Origin of the sequence: Mesobacillus zeae (assembly GCF_003570705.1) — a bacterium.
GTDB lineage: Bacteria > Bacillota > Bacilli > Bacillales > Cytobacillaceae > Mesobacillus_C > Mesobacillus_C zeae.
The window spans coordinates 305,031-322,377 of the sequence record NZ_QWVT01000015.1; the positions used below are offsets into that span (position 1 = coordinate 305,031).

A 17,347-nucleotide genomic window follows, 5' to 3' on the forward strand; every position below is an offset into this window, starting at 1 on the left:
CTCGAGCTCCTAGGCGCTGTAGCTGGACAGAGAAAAGCGAAAGCGCCCGTTAAGCGGCGTATGCTGGAGCCACTTAATCTATTGCGGCTCCTAGCCCCGCTTTCCAAAAAATGATGCCCCGGAACGATTGTTCCGGGGCATTTATTATACCTACTTTTCAATAATTATCGTTTGGGCTGCTATTTTAGCCCCAATATATGACTGCAGGAAATTGTATTGAGCAGCTTGCACTTCGTTGATTGTCGACATCCCGTTCATCATCAGGCTCTTCTGCAGTTCTTTCATTGGCTTTAGCTGATCATCTTCATGTTTTGCGTAATATAGGCTTTCTCCGCAGTCTGGATAGTAGGATTCTAATGTTCCTTCACTTGATAGGATGTGGTATTGGATAGCCCCTTCCTTGGAGATACCGCCAATAACGGCTTCAACTGGAAGTTCTTCACGGAGGCGAATGGCAATTTCCTCAAGTCCTTTTCCCTCTCCAGCCATCATGACAGCTAACTTAGCTGCATTGTCACCATTTTCTCCGGGACTTTCGTAAATAAGGAATGACTCATTTGGTTTAATGATCCGGAAATTTGCGGACTTACGTAGTTTAGGCAAGAAAGCTTCTGCAACAACCGAAATAAAATCCTCTCTAGCGACGATTGAAAAAAGATTCATATAGATCTTCCTCCTTTTCGGTTCCCTACTTTAACCATAACCTTTTTATAAATGTTTTCAATAGTATAACAAGTTTTATTGTAAGAATTTTATTACAATTTAACGAGATAATCATCCTGACGTCTTTTCCAATAAAAACAGCCCTGCGAATCTAAAAATTCGCAGGGCTGATATAATACTAGTTTTTCAGTTTGTCACGCAGAACCATTTGCAGGATGCCGCCATGACGGTAGTAATCGATCTCGACTTCAGAGTCGAAACGGACAAGCACATCGAATGACTTCTGTGTGCCGTCTTCCGCTGTAGCTGTAACTGTAACAAAGTCACGCGGCCTTACAGTCTCGTCAATCTTGACATCAAATGACTCTTTACCTGACAGTCCAAGCGTTTCAGCGCTTTCGCCTTCCTTGAACTGCAGCGGCAGGACGCCCATTAGCACAAGGTTAGAACGGTGGATACGCTCAAAGCTTTCCGCAAGAACTGTTTTGATACCGAGAAGGTTTGTTCCTTTTGCAGCCCAGTCACGGGAAGAACCCATTCCGTAATCTTTGCCGGCAAGGATCATAAGGCCAGTGCCTTCTTCTTTATACTTCATGCACGCATCAAAGATGGACATGACTTCGCCTGTTGGCCAGAATGTTGTGAAACCACCTTCTGTGCCAGGGGCAATTTGGTTTTTGATGCGGATGTTTGCGAACGTTCCGCGCATCATGACTTCGTGGTTACCGCGGCGGGATCCGTACGAGTTGAAGTCGCGTGGTTCCACACCTTTGGAACGAAGGTATTTTCCGGCAGGAGTATCCTTGCCGATTGCGCCAGCCGGTGAAATATGGTCGGTTGTGACCGAATCACCGAACTTGCCGACAATTCGAAGGCTTGACAATGGAGCTACTTCTCCGGCTTCTGGAGAAAGACCCTCAAAGAATGGCGGGTTCGCAATGTATGTGGACTCATCATCCCATGTGTAAAGCGGCTCGTTGCTAGTCTTGATTTCATTCCAGCGTTCGTTGTCGCTGAAGACATGCTCATATTCGCGGCGGAACAATTCAGGTGTTACCACACGGTGAACCACTTCATTGACTTCCGCTGTTGATGGCCAAATATCCTTGAAGAATACGTCGTTTCCATCTTTGTCCTTACCAATTGGATCATTTTGCAGGTCGATGTCAACAGTGCCAGCGAGGGCATATGCAACTACTAGCGGCGGTGATGCCAGGTAATTCGCTTTTACAAGCGGATGGATACGTCCTTCAAAGTTCCTGTTTCCAGAAAGTACGGATGTTACAAGCAAGTCAGCATCGGCAACTGATTTCTCAATTTCAGGGCGAAGCGGGCCCGAGTTTCCGATACATGTAGTACATCCGTAGCCAACAAGGTTAAATCCAAGTGTTTCTAGGAACGGAAGCAACCCAGAGTCGCGAAGATAGCCTGTGACAACCTTGGAGCCTGGTGCCAGTGAAGTTTTTACGAATTTTGGCACTTCCATGCCGAGTTCGACTGCTTTCTTCGCAACAAGGCCTGCGCCAACAAGAACGTAAGGGTTGGAAGTATTCGTACAGCTGGTAATCGCAGCAATGGCAATCGAACCAGTCTTCATGACAGTTTTGTCGCCATTATTAAATTCAATTGCAGCTTCTTTGTTCAGTTCTTTACTGCCAAATCCGAACCCTTGGTTCCCAGCCGGAGCTGTAAGAGCATCATGGAAGCTCTTCTGCATTTGCGAAAGCGGGATTAAATCCTGCGGACGCTTAGGGCCGGAAAGGTTAGCTTCAATAGCAGATAGGTCGATTTCAACAACATCAGTGTAAATTGGGTCAAAATCAGGATTAAAGAAAAGACTGTTAGCTTTGCAGTATTCTTCAACCACTTTGATTTGTTCTTCTGAGCGGCCTGTCAGACGCATATAGGCAAGCGCCTCGTCATCCACAGGGAAGAATCCGCAAGTAGCGCCGTATTCCGGAGCCATATTGGCAACGGTTGCACGGTCTGCAAGCGGCAGTGTAACAACGCCAGGACCGAAGAACTCGACAAATTTGCCGACAACACCTTTGCTTCTCAGAACCTGCGTAACCTTCAGTGCAAGGTCTGTTGCAGTTGCGCCATTTGGCATATTGCCAATCAGCTTAACGCCGACAACCTCAGGCACAGGGAAATAGGAAGGCTGCCCAAGCATGCCTGCTTCAGCTTCAATACCGCCGACACCCCAGCCAAGAACACCGATTCCGTTAATCATTGTAGTATGGGAGTCTGTTCCTACCAAGGAATCCGGGAAGGTTTCAAACTCGCCGTTTTCATTTTCCACCGCATGGACAACGCTTGCCAGGAATTCAAGGTTAACCTGGTGAACGATTCCGGTTGCAGGAGGAACGGCACGGTAATTATCAAATGCATTCTGGGCCCAGCTTAGGAACTGATAACGTTCGGCATTCCGTTCGAACTCAAGCTCCATATTGACATCAAGAGAGTCAGCTGTTCCGTATTTGTCTACCTGGACCGAGTGGTCAATGACAAGGTCTACAGGCTTTTCTGGATTGATTTTGTCTGGGTTTCCTCCAAGGTCGGCCATTGCTTTCCTTAATGAAGCAAGATCGACTACTGCTGGAACACCGGTGAAGTCCTGAAGGATGACACGTGATGGCTTGAATGGCACATCAATTTCTTTAACTTCGTTTGTTCCCCATTTTGCAAGGTTTTCCACATGTTCTTTTGTTATGACACGGCCATCATGCTGGCGAAGCACTGATTCAAGCAATACCTTGATTGAATAAGGAAGCCTGGATACATTGCCTGCACCTGCTTCTTCAAGTGCAGCCAGACGGTAAAAGTGATAGCGTTTTCCGCCAGTTTCAAAAGTACTGCGGGCGTTAAAAACGTCATGATTTGACATAAATCTACCCCCTTCTATCGTAACAATCATATACCAAATAAATGCAAATGTCGAAAAGTTTGAATTCGTTTTTGTTATCCAAACTCTTCTTACAATTAAAATCTTAATATATTATGGTATATAAGTAAATAACAAGAAAGTTATTGTTGTTGATAAGAAAAACTTATGATTAAAAAATGGTTGTAGGGCCAAATACGACCCTCGCCATATTTATGGTGATATGAAATGAGGAGAAGATCAAAACTAGCTTCCTTTTTACTATTTCAGGAAAATGAAAAAATGTGAATGTAATGATGCCGGGAGGAAAAAATATCATGGTGGGATGGAGGTGATCTTGATGTCCAAGCGAAAAGCGAACCATATCATTCCCGGAATGAACGCTGCAAGCGCGCAAGGGAAAGGGACAGGCTACAATGAAGAGCTATCCAACGAACCTTTGACTGAGCTTCAAAAGCAAAACAACAAAAAACGGAAGAAAAACCAGTAGTCTAAAAAAATTTATCATGTAAATGAAGCGGAAGGGTTCCTTCCGCTTCAAATTATTTCTTTCAAACCCCGTTAACTTCCTCAACAATCTTTTGGAGATCTTTTTTATACTGCTCCAGCTGCTTTCGCTGATGTTCAGATGCAACTTCAAGTGCTTTTTCAATCTGCTGGTAAGCTTCGTTCACTTCATTTTTCACATGTTTCAGCTGATGTCCGTAGCTTGCACTATCATGGACGATTTCGTGGTAAAGATCCTGGACTTCTTCGTATTCTTGCTGTGCAGCCTGGAAAGCCTGCTGTTTATTTTTATGGTAAGGCATATTTTTTCCTCCTGATGTTTATGTGAAGCATCGTGGTGTACCGTTAAATTGTACATACTACATGCCTTTTATTCAGTATAAAACATGGCAGGGCTTTGCAAGCTAATCCTTGAGGAGGGATGATAAAATGACGAATAAGAACGATGGCAAAGATATGCGGAAAAACGCGCCCAAGGGCGATCAAAATGGCCAGCCAGCACCGCTCAGCGGCTCGAAAAAAGTTAAAAATCGTAACCATACCCGCCAGAAGCACGGCGGCGGACATGATTTGTAGGAGAAAACAGGGACTGCCGGTGAAGGCAGTCCCTGCTTTTTCTATGCCAGCCGAATAAGGGCCTGGAGAATGAGCTCTGCTTCTTCCTGCCCCACTGTCCGCAAGTCGAGAATCAGTTCCTCTTTTTGGATCCTTGTGATAATTGGCGGATGACTTTCAAGCCTGAGGCTGCGTGAAAGCTGTTCCACTGTCATGTCCTTGTGTGAAATGGCCGCAACAAACGTCGGAAGCTCGACATCAGGCATTGTTCCCCCGCCTACCTGGCTTGTGGACGGCTGGATTTTTACCGAATAGGCGTCGGTGGCTGCTTCTAGGTTTGTCACTAGTTCTTCGATACGTCCCTTTAGTTCCTCAGAGGTTGTCAGCAGGTCCCTTACAGCCGGGATTTCCCTGATTCCCCGCTCTCCCCTTGCATAGTCCACAAGCGTTCCCTCGAGGGCGGCAAGTGTCATCTTATCTACCCTCAGCACCCTTGCTAGCTGGTGTTTCTTCAGCTTTTCTATCAAGGACTTTTTACCTGCGATTATGCCAGCCTGCGGGCCTCCGAGCAGCTTGTCGCCACTGAAGGAAACAATGTCAGCGCCTTGCCTGAGGACTTCCCCAACTACCGGTTCCTCCCCGATTCCATTGCTGCTGAAATCATACAAAACACCGCTGCCAAGATCTTCATAAAAAATAATATCCTGCTGTTTTGCAAGCTCTGCCAATTGGGCAGTATCAACGCTTTTTGTAAAGCCTATGATTTTGAAATTGCTTGTGTGCACTTTTAAAATCATGCGAGTCTCATCGCATATTGCGCGTTCATAGTCATAAAGGTGGGTTTTATTAGTGGTTCCTACTTCAGTAAGATTCGCACCGCTTTCTTCCATTATGGAGGAAATACGGAAGGAACCCCCAATTTCAACAAGCTGTCCTCTTGAAACGATGACTTCTTCTCCGTTTGCCAGCGCCTTTAGGATAAGAAATACAGCGGCTGCGTTATTGTTAACAACCATGGCCGCTTCTGCTCCTGTTATTGTTTTGATCAGCGATTCAACATGTGAGTGCCTGGATCCTCTCTCGCCTTCCGTTAATTTATATTCAAGGTTGGAGTAGTTTTGCGCAATATCAACTACATGCCGGACGGCACGGTCGCTTAATCTGGCCCTTCCAAGGTTTGTGTGAAGGATTGTTCCTGTCGCATTGATTACTTTCGTAAGGGTATATCCCTGTTTTTTAGTAATTTTGGACCTTGCTTCCGCAAATAAATAGGCATTAAAAGCTTCGGTGCCGGGTTCTGGTCCATCCCATTCCCCGCTGACGATTTCCGCCCTTACTTTGGCGAGAAGAGACTGCATTTCTGTTGTTAAAATAATGGCGTCTATATCAGTCTCATCAATAGTCTGGTTGAATCTCGAATCTTTCTGGATTTCATGTACCGGCGGCATCTGCCGCAATAAATGCTTCAAGCCTTTTTCCTCCCATAGCGAAATATGCCCATTCATTATAACATCCCTGAACCACCTGGCGTTTAGCCTGTTTCATCGAAAAAATGAATTTGTCCCGCCTTGTCCTTTCGGGTTGTTCACCTGCATATAATGTACCTGAATATGTAACCAGGAGGAAACTATGTTTACTTTAATTGAAAAAGCTGTACTTGGCATGGCTGTCCTAAGGCTGTTATCAGGAAGCATAGAAATCATGGCGGCGCTTTTGATGCTAAAACTGAACGATATTGGCAAAGCAATGATTATCAATGGCTCGCTCGCTTTTGTTGGGCCGGTTGTGTTGATTTTGACAACAACAATTGGTCTTCTTGGCCTGGCAGATAAAGTATCATTCGAAAAACTGTTTTGGGTTCTTCTGGGAGTCGGCTGCATTCTTTATGGTGTCAAGAGCAGCTGATAAGCTTGAGCAGAATCCTTCCGACAATTCTCCTAATAAAAACCCATTTTAAAGAGACAATAGGAGATAGACAAATTCAGGAGGGATGATAATGGGCATTTTAAATGGCAATCCGAAAGATGAACCTTTACACTCTGGTGAAATTTTCAGCCTATGGTCGCATCTGCTCGATACAAAAGGTTTTCTTGTCACACTTCAGGTTTTCATCAACCATACAGGAGACCACGATTTAAAGGTATTCCTTGGGGACTTGTCCGAGAATTGTATCACACAAGAGGAACAGCAGGTAGAGACGATTCTGAAGGAGAACGGCATCCGTCTTCCGCCAGCCCCGCCGGATAGGCCGATGGTCCATGTTGAGGACATCCCTGCCGGTGCAAGGTTCAATGATCCGGAAATCGCATCATTGACAGGGAGAGAACTGTTCGCGGGAAAAGTCCTATGCAGCTATATTATGGGGATTTCTATACGTGAGGATATCGCAGCCATGTATAACGAATTTCATACCCAGAAAGCGGAATACCATGAAAAACTGCTGCAAATTAACAAACAAAAAGGCTGGCTTGTACCTCCCCCTCTAAACATCAAATAAAACGGGAGGCATTCCAATATAAAGAGGTGCATGAAATTGTCTTCGAGAAATAACAGCATGTCGGTGGCGGCCATCGGTTCAATTCCCCTGATCATGACACTCGGGAATTCCATGCTCATTCCGATTCTCCCTCAAATGAAGTCGGAGCTTAACCTTTCGCAAATGCAAGTCAGTATGACTATTACTGTGTTCTCCATTGCAGCAGCTATTTTTATTCCGATATTAGGGTATTTGTCCGATCGGTTTTCCAGGAAAATAGTGATTATCCCAGCTTTGTTCATTTATGGAGCAGGAGCACTTCTAGCTGGAATTGCTGCGGCATCTTGGGATAATGCGTATATCTGGATTTTATTAGGGCGGACGCTCCAGGGAATCGGGGCTGCAGGTACTGCTCCCATTGCGATGGCACTTACAGGCGATCTGTTCAAAGGAGGAGAGGAAAGCCGCGTTCTTGGCATTGTCGAAGCCTCGAATGGATTTGGGAAGGTCCTTTCCCCTATTATAGGTTCATTGCTTGGCCTCGTCGTTTGGTATGCCGCTTTCTTTGCTTTCCCATTATTTTGTATCATTTCTATTTTCCTTACGTGGATGTTCATTAAAGAAAAAAAAAACCGGCAGGCGCCCCCGCCATTTGCGAATTATGTCAGAGGGCTGTTAAGTGTTTTCAAACATGAAGGGCGGTGGCTGTTTACCACGTATCTTGCCGGCGCTACCTGTTTGTTCACGCTTTTCGGTATTCTGTTTTACCTCTCGGATTTTCTGGAGATTCAGTACCAAATAGATGGAGTTGTAAAAGGACTGATTTTGGCCATTCCATTGCTTGTAATGGGTACAACATCCTATATTACCGGTGCGAAAATCGGTAAAAATATGTATTTGATGAAACGATTGATTGTACTTGGGTTTATGCTCATGACTGTATCTTACTTGCTTCTTACACTTGTCGAGAAGCTCGTCCCTTTCCTGTTTATCCTTGTGTTTAGCAGCATAGGGACTGGTCTGGTCCTTCCTTGCATCAATAGCTTGATCACAGGGTCTGTCGGTAAGGAACGGAGAGGGTTCGTAACATCTTTGTATGGATCGGTCCGGTTTTTGGGTGTTGCCGTCGGCCCTCCCATCCTAACGCGGCTGATGGACTGGTCCAGGACTGGAATGTTCTTGTCACTGGCGTCCTTGACGCTTATTGTTGGCCTCCTCGCACTTCTTTTAATCCGTGTGGCGAAATCGGACGGCAAAAAGAAAAAAGCATCAGTCCGCTATAAGTACGTGTAGCCGAGTGATGCCTTTCACTTTTTCCTCATCCCAAGCGTATAGGTACCGTAAAACTCAAGACTGCATACAAGGTCCACCACTTTCGTGGAAATCCACTGGCTTAAAAGTGCCTGGATGATGATTTGCCAGTTGATGATGGAAGCGGTAAGGAGAAAAATCAGTCCATTGATCCAGAACAGCGGCCTGCCCGGGAGTGTGTTCCGGTATGTCGCAATAATCAGTGCGATGACTCCGACTCCGCCATTTGATACACCTTCCCGAAGCAGGATTCCAACACCTGCTCCAAGAAAAAGTGATCCAAATAAGATGTCAATCCAGAGCGTCCTCACAGGTAGATGAAGAAGCTCTTGGAAAAAATAGACGGAAAATGACGTCATGGTGATAGATACCATTGTCCAGAGGGCTACGCTGTTTCCAAGAAATCTTATAGCCGCTACCAACATTGAAAAATTTACCAGCCAAAGTGCCAGCCCCATATCAAGGTCCAGCCAGTAATTCAAAAGTACGGCCAGTCCCCCTGCTCCCCCGGAAGGAATGGAGTGCGGAAACAGGAATACGCCCATGCCAAAACCCTGGATAATACCGCCTGCAAGGACCAGGCCGTTTTTTCTGAAAAAAGAATGCATCCTTTATCAACCCGCATTACACATTCCGGGGTACCGGAACAGATTTGGATAAGCTCCCCTTATATGTATTCAAGGATTTTTGTAATATGAATGGCTTGTATTATTTCATAGTAAAAAGCATAGCTGCCGTATACAGGCAGCTATGCTTCCATTCTTTTAATGATCTCACTTGATGAGGGAAATACTCCTGTGGAGAGTTTTGAATAAAGGAGCTGATGATTGACCACGATTTCGAAGGCTCCCCCAGAGCTCGGAATAAGTACCATTTTTTCAATTGCCTTATTAAAATGAGTAAATAATTCTTCTGCGAAACTCGCAGCTTTAGGCGCATAGTTTCATTGCATGCAAAACGTGATGGTGACATCAAACGTTTTCAAAGTAGTTCCTCCATTCTTTTTAGGTTTTTAAAGTCATTTTAGTGGAAAACTGTTTTATCCGCAACAAAAAGGATTGCAGGGTGATTTTACAATTCCCCTCATGTATACTGGAATTTGGAGGTGTTTTAGTTGAGCGAACATGAGAAGATTCGACTTACGTCATTATCAACAAAAGCGGGCTGAGGCTGCAAAATTAGTCCTGAGGACTTGACGCAAGTTTTGCGTCTGCTGCCGAAACAAAATCCTGTTCCCGAACTTCTGGTTGGCCATGAAACTTCAGATGATGCCGGCGTTTACCAGCTGACGGATACGATAGCCCTGATTCAGACTGTCGACTACTTTACCCCAATAGTGGATGATCCATATATGTTTGGTCAAATTGCAGCAGCCAATGCGCTGAGCGATGTCTATGCAATGGGAGGACAACCGAAAACAGTTCTGAATATTGTCGGCTATCCCGTTAAAAAACTTGGGCCTGATATCCTTGCCGAAATCTTGCGAGGAGCCGGGGACAAAGTGAAGGAATCCGGAGCCGTTACAGTAGGCGGCCACTCGATTGATGATCAGGAACCGAAATTCGGATTATCCGTCACAGGGATTGCGCATCCAAAAAAAATCTGGAAGAACGTTGGCGCTCTGCCTGGTGATGTACTTGTTATTACTAAACCGATTGGTGTCGGCATCATGACGACAGGAATCAAACGGTGTGCTGTCACTGCTAAGCAAGAAGAGGCTGTGACCGAAGTAATGGCGCTGCTTAATAAATCTGCAGCTGAAGCACTGGAGACTTTCAATCCGCATGCAGTGACAGATGTGACTGGTTTTGGGCTTCTGGGCCATAGCAGCGAGATGGCACGCGGCAGCCGTGTGACACTGGAAATAAACCTGTCGAGCGTTCCAGTTCTCGAGGGTGCGTATGAGCTCGCCGCAAAAGGAGTTGTCCCTGGTGGTTCTAAAGCCAATCATAAATGGCTGGAAAACGATGTGGTCTACCATGATATTTCTCCAGAAGAGCAACTGATTCTTGCTGACGCCATCACATCTGGCGGACTGTTGGCTGCGCTGCCTGAAGAGGAAGCAGAATTGTATGTACAGGCTGCCCGCAAGGCCGGCCTTTCAAGCGCGACAATCATTGGCCGGGTAAAGGAATACAGCGGAAAACTGATAGAAGTAAATAGGTAGCATGTTTGGAAAGGGTCGTCATTACTTTAGCTAATCTTAGCAGGGTAAGGCGATCTTTTTTTTGACTCCATCCTTTCACGCCTCTTTTAATAAAAAAAGATTGCCTCACTCCAAGCGTAAAGCTTAGTGGTGGCAATCTTTTTCATCCTCTTTTTCTCAGCCTGTATCTTTGTGGAACAAACCCATGACTTCGACTGTTTCAGTAATGTTGACAAAGGCGGTTGGGTCTACATTGGCAATGAGTGACTTTACTTGCGCTAATTCATAGCGGGAGATAACGGTCATCAGTACATTTCTGCGCTCATTTGAGTAACCGCCAATTCCGTCTAGGACGGTTAAGCCGTGATATATATTGCCAAGAAGCTGTTTCTTCATTTCTTCGCCTTTACCGGTTATAATCATCAGCGTTAATTTCATATGGTGCGTGTAGACCGCATCGATGACCTTACCTGTTGTGTAAATGGAGACAAGTGTAGTTAAGGCGGTATCCCAGTCGAAGAAAAAACCGCTGGCCAAAATGACCACAGCATTCATGCTGGAAAGCAGCATGCCAATTGGGAAATCCTTTTTCCTTGTAACAATCATTGCGATAATGTCGATTCCGCCGGTAGAACCTGCGGAGCGAAAAACAATCCCGATGCCGAGCCCTGCGACTGCGCCCCCAAAAAGGGCAGAAAGGATTTCGTTTTCAGCTATGCTGCCTGCCGGTAGTGCGTAAAGGCCTGCGGAAAGGACCAAAACAGAGAGCACCGTATTCCAAATGAATTTCTTCCCTAGTTTGAGATATCCGAGCACCAAGAGAGGCAAATTCAAAAGGAAATTGGCAACCCCTGTGTCCATTGGCGTCAGCATTCCAATCATCATCGAAATCCCGCCAAATCCACTGCTTAAAATTTGGTGTGGGATCAAAAATAAATTGAATGCAATGGCCACAATCAATGACCCAAAAACGATTCCCAGGGTTTGCATAGCGGGTATCCTCCTGTAACGTCTTCTCATCTATATATTGAGAATACAAAGCCGCTCCTCTATTGTAAACTTAATAGTTTCTTATAATAATTTCGAGAAATCAGTCACTTTTGGAAAGTTATAGCAAGAAAAAACAAAACCAGCTGTTTGGCTGCTGGTTAAACCAGTCATCACCTAAGATTAAGAGCCGGACTTTAAGAGCATTGAAGAAATGAGCCGAAAAGATTCATCAAAAGACTTTTTGCAAAATTCACTGCTGTATGGATTAGCAAAACCATGATTGGCATCGAACAGCTGGATATATACTTTCTCTTTTCTGTTTAACTTTTTTAGCAGGGCCTGAATATCAAAGGACTTTTCCTCGGAGGGGAATAACAGCAATGCCGGGCACCTGGGAACAATTTGGATGTAGTCCCTTATTCTTGAACCATAGAAACACACAATTCCGTCAACAGGAACTTTATCGCTGCATAACCAAGCAACAGTTGCGCCAATACTGAATCCTGTCAAGAAAACTTGTTGGTAGTTTTCCTTATTCTCTTTAATTAGTACTTGAATGATATGCGCTGCATTCGAAAATCCAATATTGTTAATAAAATAATCATAGGCTTCTTGTTCTTGATCGTAAGAAAATCGTTTATCAACGGGATATAAATTGGGGCAAAGGACATCGAATCCTAAATGATGAAAAGATTGGGTTATGAATTCCATGTGTGGGTTGATTCCGTAGATTTCATGAATAAGGATGATTAGCCTTTTTTGTTTGTCCAATGTGCCACTCCCTAAAAAAGCATATTAAGGAAAACCTTAATATGCTTCAACGTGATCAGTATTTATGTTACTTTCTCTCAGCCAATTTTCACCTTCAGCTTTTCAAGCATGTCCGTTGTCATGGAAGCAAGGCTGTAATTTGCTTTAAAGCCCCATTCTTCTGCTGCTGCAGATGAATCGATAGAGTTCGGCCAGCTGTCGGCGATGTTTTGCCGGATAGGATCAACGTCATAGTTCATTTCAAAACCCGGGATATGCTTTTTGATTTCTGCTGCGATTTCTTCCGGTGCAAAGCTCATTGCCGTTACATTGAATGCATTTCGGTGCTTCAGCTGGGATGCATCTGCCTCCATTAGATTGACAATCGCATTAAGAGCGTCTGGCATGTACATCATATCCATATACGTGCCTTCTCCGATATAGGAGGTGTAACGGCCATTTTTGATAGCTTCATAATAAATTTCAACCGCGTAATCAGTGGTTCCTCCTCCAGGAGGCGCCACATAAGAAATCAATCCAGGAAATCTCAGGCCTCTTGTATCCACTTCAAAACGTTGATGATAATAGTCTGCCAATAGCTCGCCAGCTACTTTGTTCACACCATACATCGTTGTTGGGCGCTGGATGGTATCCTGCGGCGTTGCGTCTTTAGGCGTACTCGGGCCAAAAGCTCCAATCGAGCTTGGAGTAAAGAACTGGCATTTAAGTTCGCGAGCTGTTTCAAGTGCGTTCATCAATCCACCCATATTAAGATTCCAGGCGAAAACGGGATTTGCCTCTGCAGTGGCTGACAACAGGGCAGCCATATGGACAATGGTATCAGCACCATGTTTTTTTCCGATATCGGCCATTTTCTTTGAATCCATTACATCAAGTACTTCAAAAGGCCCTCCCTTTGCAGCTTCGCTTTCATTCGTCCTTATATCGGTGGCCAATACATTATCCACACCGTAAATCTCCCTTAGCCTGCCTGTAAGTTCTGAGCCGATTTGACCTAGGGCACCAGTAATCATTATTTTCTTCATCCTGTATTCCTCCACATCTATCCCGTCGTATAACAGTTTGAAAATGGCAGGTCAGTCCTGCCTGTTTGGAATGAGCTGAACTGCAGGTCAGCCAATCAGTCCCATTTCTTTGCCGACCTTTTCATATACTGCGAGTGCCCTGTCCAGCATCTCTGTTGTATGGGCGGCGGAAGGCATGTTCCTCACGCGTCCTGTGCCTTTAGGAACAGTCGGGAATACGATGGATTTGGCATATACCCCTTCATCGTTAAGCCGTTTGCTGAATTCCTGTGTTTTTACCTCATCCCCAATAATGCAAGGCGTGATAGGCGTTTCGCTGTGACCAATATTAAATCCAAGCTTTTTCAAGCCTACTTTCAAATAGTCGGCATTTTCCCAAAGCTTTTTGTTTAGCTCAGTGCTTTCTGTCAAGATCTCAATCGCTTTAATGCATGCAGCGACATCAGCAGGTGTCAGGGATGTGGAGAACAGGAATGGCCTGCTTCGGACTTTAAGCCAGTCAATCAATGACTGCTTCCCTGCGACATAGCCTCCGACAACTCCGATTGCTTTTGAAAGGGTGCCAATTTGGAAATCAATCCTGTCAGACAGGCCAAAGTGCTTGACTGTTCCTGCTCCGTCCCCAAGCACACCTGAGCCGTGCGCATCGTCCACATAAGTGATCAAGTCGAATTCTTCGGCAATTTCAACAATTTCAGGCAGTTTGGCAATGTCTCCATCCATTGAAAAGACACCATCCGTGATAACCATGATTTTATTGAATTGGCCGGATTCTTTCGCTTCTTTAGCACGGGCGCGAAGGTCTTCCATGTCGGAATGGTTGAATCGGATGATTTTCGACCTAGAAAGGCGGCATCCGTCGATGATGGATGCGTGATTCAATTCGTCTGATAGAATGGCATCATTTTTGTCCATTACTGCTGAAATTGCAGCCATATTGCAATTAAAGCCTGACTGATAAGCAATTGCAGCTTCCGTTTTTTTAAATGCTGCCAGCTTTTCTTCCAGTTCAAGGTGAATTTTCAGGGTACCATTAATAGTACGAACAGCGCCTGCTCCTGTTCCGTATTTCTTCACTCCAGCGATTGCAGCTTCTTTCAAGCGCTCATCTGTTGCCAGTCCCAAATAGTTATTGGATGAAAGATTGACTAGATTCCTGCCGTTAATGGTGATAATCGGGCCATTCGGGCTTTCAAGCGGGTCAATGGTATTGTACAAACCCTTTTGCTTCAAGTCCTCTAAGTTTTCCTTCAGGAATACATCTAATATTTTACTTGACATGAAAATCCCCCTTCCATTTCAAAAGCAAACACAATTGTCTATTCAGCATGGACAAAGCAAAATTGTCCCATCCCGGATTAACTGTTTTTTCTCAAATATACTTTATCATAAAATCCTTTTCTGTACACACATGAGGGACATAGTCTGCTGAAAAATTTATTCAATTAATAGGCTTCCCCAAAATACATGGGGCATTTTGACTATAAAAAAACATATTGTTCCAATTTGTTAGAAAATTATCACTTTTAAACTCAACTCTGTTTATTTTTTTCATATATACTGAAAATGAAAGTTATGAGAGCTAGCGAAATTTTTCTTGTTACTTTGAAAAAATAAGGGGCTGAAAACATGTTTAAGTTCAGTTCTCCGGTGGGCACTACCCCAGTATCCCGATTGTCCCTCTTGTTTCTCGCATGTTTGGGAATCAAGGCTATTGATATCTTTTTGATTGGCATTCCAGAAAAGAACGTGCCTATTACCATTACCAATACAGCAGGTCTTCTTTTCCTGATCTTCTATCTCGCCGCAGGCAACAAGGACCTTAAGTCGATCGGAATCCATACAGGCCGCTGCCCTTGCTGTTTTGTAACAGGAATGCTTTTGATTGCAACTGCCCTCTTCATCTCCTACACAATCGACTTTCTGCTCATCATGATGAACGGTGAGAATCCAGGCATCATGCTTGCCGCTTCTGGAGGGAACGGTGTTTCCGACTATTCCCTCCCAATATATCTCAAGCCTGTCTTGGCCATCCTCCTTCCTAGCATCATGGACTCCTTTCTCGATGAAGGCCTTTTTAGAGGCGCTATTCTTCATGATATTACAAACGTCACCTTTCTAAAGCTTAATCTGGTTCAGGCATGTCTTTACAGTGTTTGGCATTCTGTTTTGCCAATCGGGACTATTTTTATCACTGATACCTTTCCTTCCGTCGCACTTGGGGAAATATTAATAGGCTTTACCTTTTTTGTGATGTTTGGATATGCCTTGGGCCTTTTAGCCTTTTTTACCGGCAGCTTGGTAGCTCCATGGACTGCAAATATAATTTTTATGTCTGTTTTTTCAGTCCTTCATATAGAATCGTCAGGTGAGGCTGATCAGCAAATACCTTTGAGGCTTCTCGTATTAGCTGTTGTTTTTCTCTTCCTCTCCTATTCTTGGTACAACGAACGAAAAACACGGGAAGTAGTGTCAAACGATATACTTTGACAGCTTTTGTATCTTCTTGTGATGTGTTATTTTTACGGGATCAAAAGAGCCAGCCCCTCTTTTTATCTAATAAATTTTCATGAGGTGAGGAACATGGGTAACCAAAAGAAACTTGGATTCTTTTCACTCATCGCGATTGTCATCGGGTCGATGATAGGCGGCGGTGCATTCAACCTAGCAAGCGATATGTCATCAGGGGCGAATGCGGGCGCTATCATTATCGGCTGGGCAGTCACCGGAATCGGTATAGTTGCACTAGGGCTGTCATTCCAAAACCTGGCTGTAAGGAAACCGGAACTTGAGGGAGGAATTTACAGCTACGCGAAGGAAGGATTCGGGAGTTTCATGGGATTCAACAGCGCATTTGGATACTGGCTTAGTGCCTGGCTTGGGAATATCGCTTATGCAACCTTGATGTTCAGTGCTATTGGATATTTCTTTAAAACCTTTGACGGCGGACAGAATATGGCCTCAGTGGTAGGCGCCTCTGTCATGCTATGGCTAGTCCATGCACTGGTTCTTCGTGGCGTTCACTCTGCTGCTCTTGTCAATCTGGTCACGACGATTGCAAAGCTCATCCCTGTACTCCTCTTTATTATCATTGGCATATTTGCCTTCAACATAGATCAGTTCACAGCAGATTTTTGGGGAAAAGGCGGCGCTGCTTTTGAATGGAGTTCGGTTGGCCAGCAAGTGAAAAGTACGATGCTTGTGACACTGTGGGTATTCATCGGGGTTGAAGGAGCGGTCGTTTTATCAGGACGGGCCGAAAACAAAAAGGATGTTGGCCGTGCAACTGTAATTGGACTTGTAGGTACCCTGTTCATTTATGTCCTGGTTTCACTCCTGTCACTCGGAATCATGTCTAATTCAGAGCTCGCAGGACTTGAGAATCCTTCCATGGCTTATGTTCTTGAGCATATTGTCGGCAAATGGGGTGCTGCCCTGATCAATGCTGGGCTGATCATTTCCCTCCTTGGAGCCTGGCTTGGATGGACGCTGCTTGCAGCAGAAATACCATATATTGCAGCAAAGGACCATGTTTTTCCTAAGTGGTTTGCCAAGGAAAACAAAAACAAAGCGCCAACGCATTCCCTGTGGCTCACAAATTCTCTTATCCAGGTATTTTTGCTTACATTCCTGATTTCAGACAAACCGTATAATTTTGCTTTTTCACTTGCTTCATCCGCAATTCTTCTCCCATATCTGTTCTCGGCCCTGTTTCAGCTTAAGATTTCTTTGACCGGGAATGGATATGCCGTCACGGAAAGCCGGACGAAAGACATCATTTTAGGGATAGTATCAAGCATCTACGCCATCTGGCTTGTATACGCTGCGGGAATGGAATACCTCCTTCTTACGATGGTTCTATACGCACCAGGCATTATAGTGTATATGATTGCTGAAAAAGAAGCCCAAAAAAAGAAATATTTTGGCAAAAGCGAACTTGCTGTCGCGTTTGCCATTTTCCTCCTAGCTGTTTGGGCTATTATTGAACTATTTACAGGCGCGATTGAAATTTAGTGCCG

General features: G+C 44.7%; 17 protein-coding genes and 1 pseudogene. 8 read left to right on the forward strand and 10 right to left on the reverse strand.

Annotated elements, in window-relative coordinates; genetic code table 11:
- Positions 1–150 precede the first annotated feature (150 nt).
- Both D1970_RS09720 and acnA read right to left on the reverse strand, forming a co-directional pair.
- Positions 151–663 (reverse strand): hypothetical protein, encoded by a 513-nt coding sequence (locus D1970_RS09720; protein WP_119112652.1) that lies wholly within the window; start codon positions 661–663, stop codon positions 151–153.
- A gap of 178 nt (positions 664–841) precedes the next feature.
- A complete protein-coding gene (acnA, locus tag D1970_RS09725; protein WP_119112653.1) occupies positions 842–3,550 on the reverse strand; it encodes an aconitate hydratase AcnA in 2,709 nt (902 codons plus the stop codon).
- A gap of 337 nt (positions 3,551–3,887) precedes the next feature.
- On the opposite strand from acnA, the gene sspO reads away from it, so the two are divergent.
- Positions 3,888–4,037 (forward strand): small acid-soluble spore protein SspO, encoded by a 150-nt coding sequence (gene sspO, locus D1970_RS09730; protein ID WP_119112654.1) that lies wholly within the window; start codon positions 3,888–3,890, stop codon positions 4,035–4,037.
- Positions 4,038–4,098: 61 nt separating this feature from the next.
- Here sspO and D1970_RS09735 read toward each other — a convergent pair whose 3' ends face one another.
- Positions 4,099–4,356 carry a hypothetical protein gene (locus D1970_RS09735; protein WP_119112655.1) on the reverse strand — a complete coding sequence of 86 codons (258 nt, stop codon included), beginning with the start codon at positions 4,354–4,356 and terminating at the stop codon, positions 4,099–4,101.
- Positions 4,357–4,483: 127 nt separating this feature from the next.
- Here D1970_RS09735 and D1970_RS09740 point away from each other — a divergent pair, with 127 nt between their 5' ends.
- Positions 4,484–4,630 (forward strand): small acid-soluble spore protein P, encoded by a 147-nt coding sequence (locus tag D1970_RS09740; protein ID WP_119112656.1) that lies wholly within the window; start codon positions 4,484–4,486, stop codon positions 4,628–4,630.
- Between the two features lie 41 nt (positions 4,631–4,671).
- Here the strand turns inward: D1970_RS09740 and selA are convergent, their stop codons facing one another.
- Positions 4,672–6,078, reverse strand: coding sequence for an L-seryl-tRNA(Sec) selenium transferase (gene selA, locus D1970_RS09745; protein WP_119112763.1), 1,407 nt, complete (start codon positions 6,076–6,078; stop codon positions 4,672–4,674).
- Between the two features lie 160 nt (positions 6,079–6,238).
- Between selA and D1970_RS09750 the strand changes: the two genes are divergently transcribed.
- The 3 genes from D1970_RS09750 (at position 6,239) to D1970_RS09760 (ending at position 8,378) form a co-directional block, all read left to right on the forward strand.
- The gene (locus D1970_RS09750) at positions 6,239–6,514 is read left to right on the forward strand and encodes a YqhV family protein (protein WP_119112657.1); all 276 of its coding nucleotides are present in this window, start codon (positions 6,239–6,241) and stop codon (positions 6,512–6,514) included.
- 91 nt (positions 6,515–6,605) lie between these two features.
- The gene (locus tag D1970_RS09755; RefSeq protein ID WP_119112658.1) at positions 6,606–7,106 is read left to right on the forward strand and encodes a DUF3231 family protein; all 501 of its coding nucleotides are present in this window, start codon (positions 6,606–6,608) and stop codon (positions 7,104–7,106) included.
- 30 nt (positions 7,107–7,136) lie between these two features.
- Positions 7,137–8,378, forward strand: a complete 1,242-nt coding sequence (locus tag D1970_RS09760; RefSeq protein ID WP_119112659.1) for an MFS transporter — start codon at positions 7,137–7,139, stop codon at positions 8,376–8,378.
- A 14-nt stretch (positions 8,379–8,392) separates the two neighbouring features.
- On the opposite strand, the gene D1970_RS09765 is transcribed toward D1970_RS09760, so the two are convergent.
- Together D1970_RS09765 and D1970_RS23385 are read right to left on the reverse strand one after the other, a co-directional pair.
- Positions 8,393–9,004: a YitT family protein gene (locus D1970_RS09765; protein ID WP_119112660.1), complete on the reverse strand. Its 612-nt coding sequence runs from the start codon at positions 9,002–9,004 to the stop codon at positions 8,393–8,395.
- A 140-nt stretch (positions 9,005–9,144) separates the two neighbouring features.
- Positions 9,145–9,327: pseudogene (locus D1970_RS23385) on the reverse strand (Rdx family protein); the annotation flags it as partial.
- Positions 9,328–9,510: 183 nt separating this feature from the next.
- Here D1970_RS23385 and selD point away from each other — a divergent pair.
- Positions 9,511–10,563 (forward strand): selenide, water dikinase SelD, encoded by a 1,053-nt coding sequence (gene selD, locus D1970_RS09775; protein WP_119112662.1) that lies wholly within the window; start codon positions 9,511–9,513, stop codon positions 10,561–10,563.
- Between the two features lie 156 nt (positions 10,564–10,719).
- Here the strand turns inward: selD and D1970_RS09780 are convergent, their stop codons facing one another.
- The 4 genes from D1970_RS09780 to D1970_RS09795 all read right to left on the reverse strand — a co-directional run bounded on the left by D1970_RS09780 (position 10,720) and on the right by D1970_RS09795 (position 14,609).
- The gene (locus tag D1970_RS09780) at positions 10,720–11,532 is read right to left on the reverse strand and encodes a YitT family protein (RefSeq protein ID WP_119112663.1); all 813 of its coding nucleotides are present in this window, start codon (positions 11,530–11,532) and stop codon (positions 10,720–10,722) included.
- Positions 11,533–11,712: 180 nt separating this feature from the next.
- Entirely contained in the window at positions 11,713–12,303 is a 591-nt protein-coding gene (locus tag D1970_RS09785; protein ID WP_119112664.1) for a dienelactone hydrolase family protein, read from the reverse strand.
- Positions 12,304–12,380: 77 nt separating this feature from the next.
- The gene (locus D1970_RS09790; protein ID WP_119112665.1) at positions 12,381–13,328 is read right to left on the reverse strand and encodes an L-threonine 3-dehydrogenase; all 948 of its coding nucleotides are present in this window, start codon (positions 13,326–13,328) and stop codon (positions 12,381–12,383) included.
- An 87-nt stretch (positions 13,329–13,415) separates the two neighbouring features.
- Positions 13,416–14,609, reverse strand: a complete 1,194-nt coding sequence (locus D1970_RS09795) for a glycine C-acetyltransferase (protein WP_119112666.1) — start codon at positions 14,607–14,609, stop codon at positions 13,416–13,418.
- A 348-nt stretch (positions 14,610–14,957) separates the two neighbouring features.
- Between D1970_RS09795 and D1970_RS09800 the strand changes: the two genes are divergently transcribed.
- Together D1970_RS09800 and arcD are read left to right on the forward strand one after the other, a co-directional pair.
- Positions 14,958–15,818 carry a CPBP family glutamic-type intramembrane protease gene (locus D1970_RS09800; RefSeq protein WP_119112667.1) on the forward strand — a complete coding sequence of 287 codons (861 nt, stop codon included), beginning with the start codon at positions 14,958–14,960 and terminating at the stop codon, positions 15,816–15,818.
- 93 nt (positions 15,819–15,911) lie between these two features.
- The gene (gene arcD / locus D1970_RS09805; RefSeq protein ID WP_119112668.1) at positions 15,912–17,342 is read left to right on the forward strand and encodes an arginine-ornithine antiporter; all 1,431 of its coding nucleotides are present in this window, start codon (positions 15,912–15,914) and stop codon (positions 17,340–17,342) included.
- Positions 17,343–17,347: the final 5 nt, after the last annotated feature.

What these genes read in the sequence shown, in the direction of transcription:
- D1970_RS09720 (WP_119112652.1), bottom strand. Translation starts at nt 663, where the DNA reads ATGAATCTTTTTTCAATCGTCGCTAGAGAGGATTTTATTTCGGTTGTT.
- acnA (WP_119112653.1), bottom strand. Translation starts at nt 3,550, where the DNA reads ATGTCAAATCATGACGTTTTTAACGCCCGCAGTACTTTTGAAACTGGC.
- sspO (WP_119112654.1), top strand. Translation starts at nt 3,888, where the DNA reads ATGTCCAAGCGAAAAGCGAACCATATCATTCCCGGAATGAACGCTGCA.
- D1970_RS09735 (WP_119112655.1), bottom strand. Translation starts at nt 4,356, where the DNA reads ATGCCTTACCATAAAAATAAACAGCAGGCTTTCCAGGCTGCACAGCAA.
- D1970_RS09740 (WP_119112656.1), top strand. Translation starts at nt 4,484, where the DNA reads ATGACGAATAAGAACGATGGCAAAGATATGCGGAAAAACGCGCCCAAG.
- D1970_RS09750 (WP_119112657.1), top strand. Translation starts at nt 6,239, where the DNA reads ATGTTTACTTTAATTGAAAAAGCTGTACTTGGCATGGCTGTCCTAAGG.
- D1970_RS09755 (WP_119112658.1), top strand. Translation starts at nt 6,606, where the DNA reads ATGGGCATTTTAAATGGCAATCCGAAAGATGAACCTTTACACTCTGGT.
- D1970_RS09760 (WP_119112659.1), top strand. Translation starts at nt 7,137, where the DNA reads ATGAAATTGTCTTCGAGAAATAACAGCATGTCGGTGGCGGCCATCGGT.
- D1970_RS09765 (WP_119112660.1), bottom strand. Translation starts at nt 9,004, where the DNA reads ATGCATTCTTTTTTCAGAAAAAACGGCCTGGTCCTTGCAGGCGGTATT.
- D1970_RS09780 (WP_119112663.1), bottom strand. Translation starts at nt 11,532, where the DNA reads ATGCAAACCCTGGGAATCGTTTTTGGGTCATTGATTGTGGCCATTGCA.
- D1970_RS09790 (WP_119112665.1), bottom strand. Translation starts at nt 13,328, where the DNA reads ATGAAGAAAATAATGATTACTGGTGCCCTAGGTCAAATCGGCTCAGAA.
- D1970_RS09795 (WP_119112666.1), bottom strand. Translation starts at nt 14,609, where the DNA reads ATGTCAAGTAAAATATTAGATGTATTCCTGAAGGAAAACTTAGAGGAC.
- D1970_RS09800 (WP_119112667.1), top strand. Translation starts at nt 14,958, where the DNA reads ATGTTTAAGTTCAGTTCTCCGGTGGGCACTACCCCAGTATCCCGATTG.
- arcD (WP_119112668.1), top strand. Translation starts at nt 15,912, where the DNA reads ATGGGTAACCAAAAGAAACTTGGATTCTTTTCACTCATCGCGATTGTC.